The organism is Chryseobacterium endophyticum (assembly GCF_056333165.1).
Window position 1 is genome coordinate 345,326 of the sequence record NZ_JBWGXE010000004.1, and the last position, 14,654, is coordinate 359,979.

The 14,654-nt window shown below is 40.4% G+C and carries 10 protein-coding genes; 1 reads left to right on the forward strand and 9 read right to left on the reverse strand.

Annotated features, from left to right (window positions below):
• Positions 1-3: 3 nt before the first annotated feature.
• From AC0N32_RS11970 to AC0N32_RS11990, 5 genes are all read right to left on the reverse strand, one after another.
• Positions 4-1,989, reverse strand: coding sequence for a urocanate hydratase (locus tag AC0N32_RS11970; RefSeq protein ID WP_476394092.1), 1,986 nt, complete (start codon positions 1,987-1,989; stop codon positions 4-6).
• 11 nt (positions 1,990-2,000) lie between these two features.
• On the reverse strand, positions 2,001-4,580 hold the full coding sequence (locus AC0N32_RS11975; RefSeq protein WP_476394093.1) for a T9SS type A sorting domain-containing protein: 2,580 nt from the start codon (positions 4,578-4,580) through the stop codon (positions 2,001-2,003).
• Between the two features lie 199 nt (positions 4,581-4,779).
• Complete coding sequence (locus AC0N32_RS11980) at positions 4,780-5,070, reverse strand: hypothetical protein (protein ID WP_476394094.1); 291 nt, start codon at positions 5,068-5,070, stop codon at positions 4,780-4,782.
• Positions 5,071-5,121: 51 nt separating this feature from the next.
• Positions 5,122-6,105 (reverse strand): 2-hydroxyacid dehydrogenase, encoded by a 984-nt coding sequence (locus AC0N32_RS11985; protein WP_476394095.1) that lies wholly within the window; start codon positions 6,103-6,105, stop codon positions 5,122-5,124.
• Between the two features lie 113 nt (positions 6,106-6,218).
• Positions 6,219-6,872, reverse strand: a complete 654-nt coding sequence (locus AC0N32_RS11990) for a protein-L-isoaspartate(D-aspartate) O-methyltransferase (protein ID WP_476394096.1) — start codon at positions 6,870-6,872, stop codon at positions 6,219-6,221.
• Between the two features lie 132 nt (positions 6,873-7,004).
• Here AC0N32_RS11990 and AC0N32_RS11995 point away from each other — a divergent pair, with 132 nt between their 5' ends.
• Positions 7,005-7,967: a Gfo/Idh/MocA family protein gene (locus AC0N32_RS11995; protein WP_476394097.1), complete on the forward strand. Its 963-nt coding sequence runs from the start codon at positions 7,005-7,007 to the stop codon at positions 7,965-7,967.
• Between the two features lie 63 nt (positions 7,968-8,030).
• Here the strand turns inward: AC0N32_RS11995 and AC0N32_RS12000 are convergent, their stop codons facing one another.
• From AC0N32_RS12000 to AC0N32_RS12015, 4 genes are all read right to left on the reverse strand, one after another.
• Positions 8,031-9,023, reverse strand: a complete 993-nt coding sequence (locus AC0N32_RS12000) for an alpha/beta fold hydrolase (RefSeq protein ID WP_476394098.1) — start codon at positions 9,021-9,023, stop codon at positions 8,031-8,033.
• Between the two features lie 66 nt (positions 9,024-9,089).
• Positions 9,090-10,061 (reverse strand): EamA family transporter, encoded by a 972-nt coding sequence (locus AC0N32_RS12005; protein ID WP_476394099.1) that lies wholly within the window; start codon positions 10,059-10,061, stop codon positions 9,090-9,092.
• 127 nt (positions 10,062-10,188) lie between these two features.
• Entirely contained in the window at positions 10,189-12,789 is a 2,601-nt protein-coding gene (locus tag AC0N32_RS12010) for a T9SS-dependent M36 family metallopeptidase (protein WP_476394100.1), read from the reverse strand.
• A gap of 314 nt (positions 12,790-13,103) precedes the next feature.
• Positions 13,104-14,603: a T9SS type A sorting domain-containing protein gene (locus tag AC0N32_RS12015; RefSeq protein ID WP_476394101.1), complete on the reverse strand. Its 1,500-nt coding sequence runs from the start codon at positions 14,601-14,603 to the stop codon at positions 13,104-13,106.
• Positions 14,604-14,654 lie beyond the last annotated feature (51 nt).

A 14,654-nucleotide genomic window follows, 5' to 3' on the forward strand; every position in this document is an offset into this window, starting at 1 on the left:
TTATTAAAACAGGCTTTCATCCACGAAATTCGGCAGCGTTACTTTCAGTTTCGGTTCGGCTTCCATGGCTCTTTTGATGGCGAAAACCGCGCCTTCATTCCGGGCCCAGCTCCTGCGGGAAATTCCGTTATTGACATCCCAGAAGAGCATGGATTTTAATCTTCGGTCGGCATCATCGCTACCGTCGAGCAGCATTCCGAAGCCGCCGTTAATTACTTCACCCCAGCCTACTCCGCCTCCGTTGTGGATAGACACCCAGGTTGCCCCGCGGAAACTGTCGCCGATCACATTGTGGATGGCCATGTCTGCGGTAAATCTGGAACCGTCATAAATATTGGAAGTCTCGCGGTACGGCGAATCGGTTCCTGAAACATCGTGGTGATCTCTCCCCAACACTACCGGTCCGATCTTTCCGTTTTTGATGGCTTTGTTGAAGGCTTCGGCGATTTTCATCCTTCCTTCGGCATCAGCATACAGGATTCTGGCCTGCGAACCAACCACCAGCTTATTTTCCTGCGCGCCCTTAATCCACTGGATATTGTCTTTCATCTGCTGCCGGATTTCTTCAGGGGAGTTCTGCTGGATTTCCTCCAATATCGTACAGGCAATTTCATCAGTCTTCTGCAGATCCTCCGGTTTTCCACTGGCACAAACCCAACGGAACGGCCCGAAACCGTAATCGAAGCACATCGGTCCCATAATATCCTGCACATAAGAAGGGAATTTGAATTCTCTTCCCAATGTCGGGTGATCGGCCATTACATCGGCCCCGGCTCTGGAAGCTTCCAATAAAAATGCGTTTCCGTAGTCGAAGAAGTAGGTTCCTATGACAGTATGTTTATTGATGGCTTCGGCGTGTCTTCTTAAGCTTTCCTGTACTTTATTTTTAAACATTTCAGGATCTTCAGCCATCATTTTATTGGATTCTTCAAAACTTTGCCCGGCAGGATAATAGCCGCCAGCCCACGGGTTATGCAGAGAAGTCTGGTCCGAACCGATATCAATTCTTAAATTCTCCTCATCAAACTTTTCCCAGACCTCAACGATATTTCCTAAATAGGCCAGGGAAACCGTTTCTTTATTTTCCTGCGCCTTCTTCACTCTGGCTACGAGTTCATCGAGGTTTTCGTGGATTTCATTCACCCATTTCTGGTCGTGACGGATCTTGGTAATCTTCGGGTTTACTTCTGCACAAACCGTTACACAGCCTGCAATATTTCCTGCTTTCGGCTGGGCACCGGACATTCCACCCAATCCTGAAGTGACGAATAATCTGCCTTTGGGTTCTTTGTTGATCTTTCTAAAAGCATTCAGCACCGTGATTGTCGTTCCATGTACGATTCCCTGCGGACCGATGTACATATAGCTTCCCGCCGTCATCTGCCCGTACTGTGTTACGCCTAAGGCATTGAATTTTTCCCAGTCGTCCGGTTTGGAGTAATTCGGGATCATCATTCCGTTGGTGACTACGACTCTCGGCGCATCTTTATGCGAAGGGAATAATCCCATCGGGTGCCCCGAATACATCACGAGCGTCTGTTCGTCCGTCATTTCCGACAGATATTTCATGGTTAAAAGATACTGCGCCCAGTTGGAGAACACCGCCCCGTTTCCACCATAGGTAATCAGTTCGTGCGGATGTTGTGCCACCGCATAATCCAGGTTGTTCTGGATCATCAGCATGATCGCCTTTGCCTGCTCGGATCTTCCCGGATATTCTGAAATCGCTCTTGCCTTCATCTCATAATCGGGACGGAAACGGTACATATAAATTCTTCCGTATTTTTCAAGCTCTTCCCTGAATTCAGGCAAAAGCTCTGCATGAAACTGAGGTTCGAAATAACGCAGTGCATTCTTCAATGCCAGTTTTTTTTCTTCCTCTCCTAAAATCTCCTTCCGCTTCGGCGCATGGTTGATCTGCGTTTCATAAGGTTTCGGCTGCGGCAGCGTGCCCGGAATACCCTGCTGTATCTGTTCCTGGAATGTCATATTCTTTAATTCTACTTTTTAATAAATTTCTGTACTGAAGTTTCTTTTCCGTTTTTCAAAAGAAGATAATAAATACCTGTCGAAAGATGTGAGACATCAATTACTGATTGTATCTTAGTTAATGATATGATTGTTCTTCCCGAATGGTCTGTCACTTCGTATTGACTGTATCCTTCACCTTTCATGTTAATGATACCTGTGGTAGGATTAGGATAGATCAGATTTTTTTTGCTGATCTTTGGCTCTGTGACATTAAGAGAGTTCTGAGGAATAAGTCTTGTAATTCCTTTAGCATACTGTCCGTCGAAAGCACTGAATTCACCACCTACCAGAAATCCGTCATTATGTTTCTTAATGGAGCCTACAATATCTCCGTAATAATTGGTATGGCTCATGCTAAATCCGGATCCAATATCAAAATATGTATCATAAGATCCGTTGGCATTATGTCGTACCAAATTCCTGGAATCGAAAGCTTTGAGGACTGTTGTGAAGAATTTCCCATTATTCTCAAATTCGAGCGGCTGTTGCTCCAGAGGACTCCCGGGAATAGGGTATGTTGGCTGAATGAATGAAGCATCAAGTGTTCCGTCATTATTGAATCTTGAAATCCTGTGTGCTGTAGCTGTGTTCCCGAGTGTCAGTATTTTACCGTCCGGTGTAGGATAGAATGCGATAATATCCAGCTGGGACGAATCCTGAAAGAAACCGGGATCAATCGTTCCATTCGGTAGAAGCCTTCCCAATGTTCTTTTTGAACTGTTGGCATTTTTCCCAGTAAGAAGGATTTTGCTGTCCGGCAGTAATTTTAAAGACCTGATTTCCGAATACGGCTTCTGATAGGTGATGCTATTATCAAGATTGCCATCCGTATCAAGTGTTGTTATTTCGTAATTTAGATTTACCGTAGAATTGTACCTGTACATATTAGGAACCACTACCTTGCCGTCTCCCTTCAGAATAAAGTTACCCATATATCCTTCTAAACCTATATCAGTGCCCGTAAGGCTGAAAAACGAGGTATCGAGAGAGCCATTGTTATTAAGCCTTATGACAGCACCTCCGAATGCACCGAGTCCTGAAGTATATATCACCCCGTTCGTACCCATTAAAATCTTTCCATCCGGCTGAAAATGGATATCTACCGGAAAACTACTCGTCTGCATATAGAGATGAGTATCTACCTTAAAGGTTTCGTCTACACTTCCGTCGGCATTGAGACGGATGATGCGGTCACCGGTAAATCCATTATAAGAAAAGAAATATCCTGTTGCAATGATCTTCCCGTCAGGCTGTACAAAGATCTTATGAACGGCTCTGTCAAATCCTTTACAGACATTACGGAAAGCCATATTAATAGTTCCGTTGGAAGAAAATCTTACCATATTATTAACGGCAATCTCATTAAACATCCTGATATTTCCTGATGCCAAAATACTTCCGTCGGTATAATAACTCAGATTACTGATGACATCCTGATCAGAATATCCATTGATCATCGGTGTTACTTCACCTTGGAAAGTGGTATCAAGTGTGGCATCTTCGTTCAGACGTAAAATTCCGGCCGCCTGATCAGCCCCATATTTTTTGAAAGTTCCGCCGGCAAGCACTTTTCCGTCCGGCTGGATAAGAAATGAGAAAATTCCGTAGCGGTCTTCATTTTCCCAGTACTGGTTGAAAAATTTCTTCGGAATAAAGGTACTGTCGAGGGTTCCGTCAGCGTTTAACCTAGCAATATATTGTCTGTTTAGTGAAATAACGAACCTTCCACCCAGATATATTTTACCATCGTTTCTTACCGCAATACAATAGAGTTGCCCACTCAATTCTGTCGAAGATCCTCCTCCAATTGTAGAAAAACTGCTATCTACAGATCCATCCGTATTGAATCTCGCTACTTTGGCTGAATACATCGCTACAATTTTACCATCCGGCTGCAGATCAAAGTCTTTTACTTCACTGTCATAATAATTACTATCAAAGGTAAAGGTATTGTCTATAGATCCATCCGTATTTAGCCTGATTATATATTTTTTGGTAATTCCGTTGTAGGACCAGAAATTTCCGGCAATAAGGATCTTGTTATCGGACTGAATTCTTATTTTCCGTGGTGTCTTAGGATCCGCATACTGATAATAATTAAATCCTGATCCCACTGCAAAACCTGTATCTCGGGTACCGTCGGAATTCAGCCTTATGATGTTGTAAGAATTGTCTGTATTGTATTTTTTAAAGGTTCCAACGAGTATTATTTTCCCATCGTTCTGCAAGGCAATGCTGCTGATCGTTCCGTCGAATTCTCCGGCATTATATGAAGTATCAAGCGTATAGTCCGCATTGATTCTCACAACTTTTGAAACAACCTGTGCAGTACCAGAAATAATGTATTCATAAGTATCATAAACGACAATTACTTTGCCGTCCGGCTGTGCGACAGTAGCAGTAATTTGTTTTCCGTCAATGAAATGCGTATTACTCTGAAAAGCAGCATTGAAATTAGGATCCATTACATATTTATCCTGTGCATACAGAAGATTGAGAGATAAAAAGAACATAAAAAACAGAAATATCCGGGAATAAATTTTCGTCATAATTAAGTTTAAATTAGTTTTCGCTAAAATAATGATATTAATTGAATTTAGCGATTATTGGCTTTCGGGATATGATAGTTCTGCTATATTCTTTTGATAAAAACTCTGCGGTAAAAATTGCCGCAGAGTTTGTCAGGTAGTAGAAACATCTTATGGTAGTATGAAGAAAAAAACCTTACCGCTAAGGTAAGGCCGAAAGTTATCGTATTAAATCATCATTTTGTTCTTCGTGATCATCATCATTGTCACTCAGTCCCCAGTAGCTGTTTTCTTCATCTTCGCCTATATCATCGCTTCCCGCTTCTTCATCAACGCCGGGAATATCAAGTCCTTTGTCTAAAGTATCATCATCCGTATTCTCATTAAAGACAGGCTTTCCGTCTCCGTCTAATGAGACATGCTCTTCCTGGCTGAATATATCTTCACTGGGCTTATAATCTCTTTGCTCCAGTCTTCTTTCCTGTTCCTGTTCGCTGTTTTCGGGTATCATATTAATATTATTTAGTGTTATTTTACTTTAAACAAAAATAATTCCAAGATATTAAAGATTTGAAGAATATATTTCAGGATTAACACAGGCAGGCATCTTTTCTCCTTTCGATACAGCGATCAGGTTTCCGGCAGCCATTTTTGCCATTCCGTTTCTGGATTCTACCGTTGCGGAACCGATATGGGGAAGAACACAGACATTTGAAAGTTCTAACATAGGATCATCTTTATACATGGGTTCAGGGTTGGTGACATCCAGACCGGCTCCCCAGATTTTATGTTCAACCAGCGCATCATAAAGGTCTTTCTGATGATGAAAACCTCCCCGTGCGGTATTTATAAATATGGCATTCTCTCTCATTTTTTCGAATACAGAAGCATTAAACAGCTCTTTCTGTTCGGGCTTAAAATTGGCATGAACGCTTAACACATCAGATCCGGAAACCAATTCATCAAAAGATACATATCTGGCTCCCAGCTCATTCTCTGCTTCTTCATTCCGGTGGCGGTTGTGGTAAATGATTTCCATATCAAAAGCGGCCTTGGATTTTTTTGCCATTTCAAAACCTATTCTGCCCAGTCCGAAAATTCCTAATGTTTTCCCATAGAGTTCCTGGCCCAAAGCATGAAGCGGATCAAAATCGCCCCAATTTCCTGATTTTACTTTGTCAAAATTATAGCTGGCTCTTCTCGCTACTGACTGCATGAGAAGAAAAGCGACATCTGAAGTAGCCTTGCTCAAAACATCAGGCGTATTTCCGACCGGTATTTTCCGGTTGGTGGCTTCACGGATGTCTACATGATCAAAACCTACGGAATATAGGGCAATTGCTTTTATATCAGGACATTCATTAAAGAAATCCTTGTCAAATTTAAATTCTGCTCCCACACTCAATATCATGTCGTGGCTCTGGCAGTATCCGATCCATTCTTCACGGGACAAATTTTCGTGATCCGGGATAAAAACTTCAAGACCGGCTTCCTTCAGCATATTGATTCCGTTTTCCGGAATTCTTTTATTGATAAATACCTTCATTGTTAATTATTTGAAATTTTAAGATGCTGATCATTCATCAAAAAGCAAACCACCAAAAGATACGCCTCAGGATAAATCCATGAGGCGTTCCATAATTCGCTGTAAATTTTAAGTCATAAATTTGTATTTCCAAGCATCGGGACGAACTTGTAGGCTCCGAACTCTTCTTTTTCAAATTCGGTCTGAGATACTTTTGTGAACCTGTACAAGACCTGTTCGTCGGAAGGTCCCAGCGGAATTACCATTTTCCCGCCGACTTTAAGCTGTTTAAGCAATTCTGTAGGCAAAACGGAAGCCCCACAGGTAACGATAATTTTATCAAAAGGAGCAAAAGTGGGAAGCCCCGCAAAACCGTCACCAAAACTTTGAAATTTAGGATAAAGTCCCATTTCACGGAATTTTTTCTTAGAAAAATCGAAAAGATCTTTCTGCCTTTCCACCGTATATACCAACGTTTTCATGGCCAGAAGAACAGCCGTCTGATAGCCGCATCCGGTACCTATTTCCAGTACTTTTTCGCCTTCTTTCACCTGAAGAAGCTCAGACTGCTCGGCCACCGTGGAAGGATGGGAAATGGTTTGATGGGCCAAAATAGGGAAAGCTCTGTCTTCGTAAGCAAAATCCTCAAAAATACTTTCTATAAAAAGATGCCTCGGAACTTCGTTCATCGCCGAAAGTACAAGCTCGTCCGATATTCCGATTCTGTTCCTGAGATATTCCACCAAAATCTTTCTTTTCCCTTTGTGTACAAATGAGTCTTGCGCCATTTAAAATCAGTTTAAATTTCAGGTAGTAATTTTTTACAAAAGTAAAAAAACATTCACGATTTATCAACCTAAAACCTATCATCTCTCGATCATTCTTTAAAATTCTTATCTTTACGAAAATTTAATACAGCTATGTTAAAAGCAGGTTTGGTAGGTGCCGGACATTTGGGAAAAATACATTTAAGACTTCTCAACCAATCGGAGAAATATGAGTTTGTAGGATTTCATGATAAAGACATTGAAAACGGAAAAAAACTGGAAGCGGAATTCGGATATAAATATTTTGAAAACTTTGATGAGCTGCTTGACCGGATCGATATGCTCGATATTGTAACGCCGACGGTTTACCACTACGATTATGCCTTAAAAGCAATTGATAAAGGGCTTCATTTTTTCATTGAAAAACCGGTCACCCAAACTCTTGAACAGGCTGAAGACATTCTGAAAAGGTGTCTTGAAAAAGGTATCAAAGCGCAGGTAGGTCATGTTGAAAGATACAATCCCGCTTTCATTGCGACCAAGGAATACATTAAAAACCCGATGTTCATCGAAATTCACCGGCTGGCGGAGTTTAATCCCCGTGGCACCGATGTATCCGTGGTTCTGGATCTGATGATCCATGATCTTGATATTCTGCTAAGTATCGCCAAATCAAAGGTTAAAAACATCCATGCGAGCGGTGTCTGCGTGGTAAGTAAAACCCCCGATATTGCCAATGCAAGAATTGAATTTGAAAATGGCTGTGTTGCCAACCTTACGACTTCCAGGATCTCTATGAAAGCGATGAGAAAAAGCCGTTTTTTCCAGAAAGACGCTTACATTTCCGTTGATTTTCTGGAGAAAAAAGCGGAAGTTATCCGTATGAAAGACGCTCCTGAAAACCCGACTCCATTCGATATGATCATCGAGAATGCTGAAGGTGAGAAAAACCAGATTCTATTCGAGTATCCGGATATTCAACCCAATAATGCGATCTTGGACGAGCTGAACTCTTTCGCGGATTCCATTACCGAAAATAAAAACGTGGAAGTTTCAATAGCCGATGGAACAGAAGCGCTCAAGATTGCTTTACAGATTATGGAACTTATTTCCTGATCTTCGTTAAAATTAAAAAAACTACGGCTGCCAAGAATTGGCAGCCGTAGTTTTTTTAATGATTTATTTAATAAAACCATATAAAGCACTCCAGAATTTATCGTAGACCTCTATGTGCGGAATATGTCCTACATTTTCCAGCTCCACAAGCTGAGAACCTTTAATCTCCTGTCGTGTCTTTTTGCCCAGTAACTGATATTGTCCCATTTTCGGCTGGAGTTCTTTGGGAGCCCTGTCTTTTCCGATGGCCGTTCTGTCTCTTGTTCCGATGATTAAAAGGGTCGGAACTTTAATATTTTTAAATTCATAGCATACCGGCTGATTATAAATCATATCAGAAGTAAGCGCAGCATCCCAGGCCACTTTCGGATAATCTTCATGAAGCGTCCAACCTGCGATCAGATCAAGCCACAGCTGATATTCCGGTTTCCATTTGTTGTCGTAGTAGAATTTAAGCTGGTAATTCTTATAAGACTCTGCGGTATTTTTTAATTCCGACTGATAAGCCTGATCGATGTTCTGATAGGCGGCAAAGGTTTTATAATCTTCCAACCCGATCGGGTTTTCGAGGATTAATTTCTGTACTCTTTCCGGATATAAAAGGGTAAATCTGGTGGCTACCATCCCTCCCATCGAATGTCCCAGGACTATCGTTTTATCGATATTGAGTTTGTTAAGAATTGCCTTCGTGTTTTCCGCAAGCTGTGAAAATGAAAACTGGTAATTTTGGGGTTTTGAAGATTTTCCGAATCCGATCTGATCAGGAATTATGACTCTGAAACCTTTATCTGAAAGATCTTTTGCCGTTTTTTCCCAATATGCTCCGTTAAAATTCTTCCCATGGAGCAATGTAATGGTTTTTCCGTTTGGCTGTTTCGGCTGTACATCCATATACGCCATTTTCAGGTCGTTATTTTGAGATCTGAATTCCAGAAACTGTACTTCAAAAGGATATTCATAATTGGTAAGCTCAGCGTCAAGAGGTTTTATCTGTGCAGAAAGCATCCCCGATAGAGCCAATACTATTAGGCAGATCATATTTTTAAAATACTTCATAAGATTTATTTTAATTGAATTAAAGAAACAGTTTTATTGTTATTTCAGGGTAAGTTTCTTCAAATATTACACCACCGCAAGTTCTTTTTTAGGGGGAAGGTTCATTAAGACAATTGCAAAAAGAATTAAAGCAATGCCTACCCATTGAATGAATACTACTTTTTCGCCCAACAATACGAAAGCCATTGTCACGGAAACCGGCAACTCAAGGGATGAAACAATACTTCCAAGCCCAAGCCCGGCATTGGGAAAACCTATATTAAATAAAATCGGCGGAATAATGGTCCCAAATAAAGCCAGAACAAAGCCATACTTCCATAATATTGAATATCTGAAGGTATGTATATGATCCGTATTCTCTGTGAAATTGAGGTAAAAAGTTTTTAAATTTTCCGAATGAAGCGGCCCCAATTGGGCAAAGATCAGGAATAAAAAAATGACCACCGAACCGCCGGTAAGCATGATCATACTTTTCCTGAAAACCGGAAGATGCGTAGCGATTTTATTTGACGAAAACATCGTTAATGTATACGAGGCTCCAGCCATCAGCCCCCAGAAAATTCCTTTGAGATCAATCTTAATTTCCGCATTGATAAGGTTGGTGGCGAAGACCGTTCCCAATAAAACAATTACGACTGAAACGATTTTTCTTGCATTGGGAAGCTTTTTGGTGATAAAGCTTTCAACCACCACACTGAACCAAACGGACTGCATCAGCAAAACAATGGCGATAGAAACATTGATATACTGAACCGCTATATAGTAAAATAAACTTGTACATCCCAGAGATGTTCCTGCCAGCATTAGATTTCGTATTTCCCGAGAGCTTGGTGACGGAAGTGGTTTTTTGGAAGTTATGGTTTGGATAAAATTTAATATCAATAAGCCCACTAAACCTAATACGAATTGCGAGGTAGTGACTTCCGAGGTAGTATAACCTTCTTCATAGGCGAGTTTTACAAAGGTAGCCAGCATGCCGTAAATGCTTGCTCCGATTCCTACAAACAATACTCCCTTTAGTACATTTTTCTTCTGCATAATTCATTTTTAAAAGCCTGCAAAGTTACGGTTATTTCGTTAGAGAAATTGATATGTCGATTATAGATAAAAAAATTCCGGCGCAAGCAAAGCTTGCGCCGGAACCTTATTTTAAGATATGCTGATTTTATTTTTTAACAATTAATTTTGATGAAGCATTGATTCCAATTCCCTGCACTTTTACGAGGTAGGTTCCATTGATCAATCTGTCGGTAGAAATTGATTTTTTTGCATCCGGAGAAATTTTATCTTCAGATAATATTAATTTGCCGGACATATCATAAACTTCAACACTTACTTTCCCCATTATTTTAGCAGGGAAATTGATGAAGAATTCATTTTTGGCCGGGTTAGGATAAATAGAGAATGTATTTTTCACGGTTTGCACTTCATCCGTCGCCAATACGCAATCGGCTGGTACATCAAAATTGGCTTGCTGATCATTGATATCATCAGAAGCTCCTGCAGAAGCATTGATTCCCAGACCTCTTCTCGCAAAAGTTCTCCATATCATACAACGGTCTGCGCCTTGTGTAGCCGCCTGATCTGCTGCCAGTATCGCATCCCTTCCATCAATGAATGTAGGATAACAAGGCTGGAGTTTCAAAGCGTTTGTGATAAGCTGTAAGACTCTTGTGCTGCCATTGGTCGCGTTTGCCGTTACATCTGAAGAGTAACCATATTTTGCGACATACTGCCAGTGAAGATCCCACAGCATGGTTGCCCATATAAAACCTATGTCATGAACGTATGGAACCATTTCAAAACCATTATCATATTCCAATCCGTTGGTATCATTATATGTGAATTCATTAACTGATAAATCAGGAGAATATCTTTTCGGTCTTAGTCCTGTCCCTGAAATGGTTTGCCCTACAGCATACGTTCCTATACCTCTCGGTACAGAAGCATTATCCCCTGGTTTATTGGTGAGCATTAGAGCAAAAAAGTCAGACCATCCTTCACCCATCTGTTCCTTCGTGATACTGGTATCAAGACAGCCTGATCCGGTGCCCGTTAGTCTGTTCGAAATACCATGTCCATACTCGTGAGCTACAATACCGTTATCAAAACTTCCGTCATATTTAGTATCTGCTCTCAAATCTAAATCTACTACCGTATTTGCAGCGAGCTTGCCTTTAATGTACTCCCCTTCAGCATTTGTAATGAGTACAGACGGAATAGTAATCGTATTGTTGGTACCCCCCATATTAATTAGGGTTGAACCATTCGTAGAATTGTTATAAATGATCACGCCCACTGCTCCTGCATTCTGAGCATTTTTCACTTTAACTGCAAAGGTACATGTTGACGGGCCACCTCTTTCAACCAGACCTATTTTCCCTGCCAGTTCTCCGGCTGGTAAAGATGAACAGGCATTGATTACACTGGCAAGTTTCACATTCCCGGTTACTCCTACATCGTTAAGTGTCGGGCCAAACTCTGCCACGCCGGCATTGACGATTCTTCCAATTGCATCAGAAGGCGCTTTATAGAATACTTTGCGGTTTGAACCTAACCAAAGGTACATCTGCATCACCGGATTGTAGTTATCGGGATACGGTGCAAAATTGGCATTATTGAAGCCGCCTCCGTCCTGTGACTGCGCAAAAACTTCATCGTCATCCAATCCTCCGTTTCCGAAATTATTGTTCTGAAAGTTTTTTGCAGATTCGGTAAATCCTAATTTATAAAATATATCATGAACCATGTTACTGATATAAAAAAGGTTGGTGGTAGCTGCCGACAAATTGGTATATGTTAAAGCCGCCGGATTATAAGGAAAGTCGAAGTTTCTTGTACTTCCACCATTGGGTGAAGTTCCAAAGGTATATTCATTATCATCCTTATCATCATAAGCGTACACATTGTTCCCTCTGGTAATGGTGTAATGGGTCGTTCCGTTTGAATGCCATCCTTCAGGGGAAGAAGCCAGTATCCATGGATTGTTCACGATAGACCGTGATCCGAATGTCGGAGCTTCGATAGGAAGTGCAAAAACATTGTAACTGGCATTATCGGGAGCCAGCATGACGAAATTATTTTGATTGGTTTGGAACGAGCTTATATTTTCAGGCAACACGGCGATGTGGTTCTCACTGTGCGAGAATGCTCCTTCTGAAAAATCACACGACAAGGTAATGTTTGATTTTTTCAGAATACTTCCGGTATTCGCATCAATAAGATAGCTCCAGTGATTGCTTGTTTTAGGCTCATGTAATAAATATTCATAAGCAAGTTTCAAATCTCCTGTTTTTTCTCGGGTGTATACAAGGCGCTGTTTTGCAGCGGTCATTTTTTCAGGCCCTTTTTCAAAAAAAGCCATTACAGGCAAATCTGAAATCTCAGGCTTCCCGAGATCAGCTGCAATTTTCTGTAATGCTACACCTTTAGTAATGGCAGCGGTTACAGAAGCGGAACTGTTGTAATCTTTAATAAAATTATCTGTGTAATACACAATTTTATTGTCTTTAATTAAAGCGGTTCCAACAGAGTTATACACCGGAAGTCCGTGGTAGACCTGCTGAAACTTGACAACATTTCCGTTCATTGATTTTGAAGCATCAACATTATCAATAACGAAGTTGTTAAGATCAGACTTTTTATAGTCACGGAGCTTATTTTGAGAAATATAGTCTTTTATCAGTCTTTCATTATCTTGTGCAGACAATATGGAAGGAAAGATAGTAGAGACCGCAAACAGAAGGGGTAGAGCTACTTTTTTCATATTGATTAATAAAGTCGCAAATCTACAAATAATTCCCATCTATATAATAATTTACATCAAATTATTTAAAAATAATTCCATTTTTCTATTTAATTAAAAAAGCATAACAATTATAAATTTATTAAAAGACTTTCGGCTTGAAAAATATCATCATAAATCCTGAAGATTTTGATCTCATAATTTAAATTCATAATCACATTTTTAGATTTTTCCGGCCCTGGAAAAGCCGCTTAAAAACTGTTTCATGAAGTAAAAGAAAAACCCCGGAAACCATAAGCTACCGGGGCTGTGAAATATAAATTTTCTTTTATTAATTACCTTTTGATGATCTTTTCAGTAAAGATTTTATTCTTGTCAGAAACGATCTTGATCAAATAAATCCCTTCTTTCTGAGCACTGATATCCACATTGATTTCTTTTGAATTCGTATGCGTTTTGTTGTAAACTACATTCCCAAGCAGATCGGTAATTTGCATGGATCCGTTTTCAAGATCTTTATTCAGGATCACCTTAAAAATACCGTTTGTGGGATTTGGTGTGATTTTGAATTGCGGAGCAGATTCAGCGATAAGGTTTTTCTTGAAATTATTCGGATCTGCATTTTTGTCAACTCTATACTCTTTTTTATACTTAGGTGTTTGCTGAGGAGCAACTTTACTACAACTGTCAAAATTAATATCGTAACCAATGAAATTATAGTTATTCCAGCTTGAGGTATGGTAAGTGGTTGGACCAACCTCGTAAGTCAGCATCAGAAGGAACTTAAACTTTCCTACCATAGCGCTTGCCGGAACACTGCTGAAATCAGCAGGATACATCCACTGCCAGAATTGTGTCGGCGATGGATAAGTAGGGCTATATGACACAGGATACATATCTCCGGTAGTAAGGCTTACGATAAAAAGTTTCAGGCTTATGAAATTTGCTCCCAGAGGAAGATTGTAGCTTCCAAAGACTGATTGCACCGAGTCCAGTCCACCACAGCCATTAGGCTCGTAGAACATTTCCAGGGAACCTCCACCTGAGTTATCACAAACATTCTTCGTAATTTCAAGAATTTCATTGGTATCCAGTAAAAAATCTGATTTCCCGAAATAGAGCCTTGGCAAAATACCAAAATCAATATCGTCGGTATTGCTTTCGACAGCTCCTGTGTAAGAACCTCCCGCACTTGCAATAGAAGCTGCGGCTTCCGTAGAGTAGCTGTCAGGGCTTATATGCACAACTGCAAATCTTGCTTTTCTTTCTTTTTTAAAGACTGATACATTTTTAAATGCTCCGGGATCTGCCAGAGTAGGGTCATAATAATTAACCAGATAAGATCCGCTCACCAAATCTCCAGCTGATCTTTGGCCATCCGTAAAAAGAATAACGGCCAAATTGGCATCAGGGTTTTTGTTCAATGTCGTTTGTGGACTTACAATATCCGCACTGAAGTTGCTGTCCAAAGCCATTCCGATAAGTCCCAAAGCTTCGTGAAAATGGTCGCCCACATCTAATCTTCTGGTAAAATTCTGAGCTGTCACGAGATTATTCGTGAAATCGGATTCTATGTAAATCCTTGGATTATAAGTTGCATTGGACTGTCCATACAACCCTGTCCCATAATGTGTTACTGCAACTCTGTTTTTAGGATTACATGCCAGGATGCTTTCTATCAGTTTCTTGGCACTTACACTTATTTCATTATACCGCTGGGCGCTGATAGAGCCACTGTTGTCGATACAAATGATAAAATCGGTAGGGGTTTGGGCATTGAGAACATTCACAGACGTTAAAAATGCCATAACCATCAGTAGAAAGATTTTTTTCATAGTTAAAAGGTTTTAGTATTTAGGTTAGGCTAAAGATAATAATTATTCTTA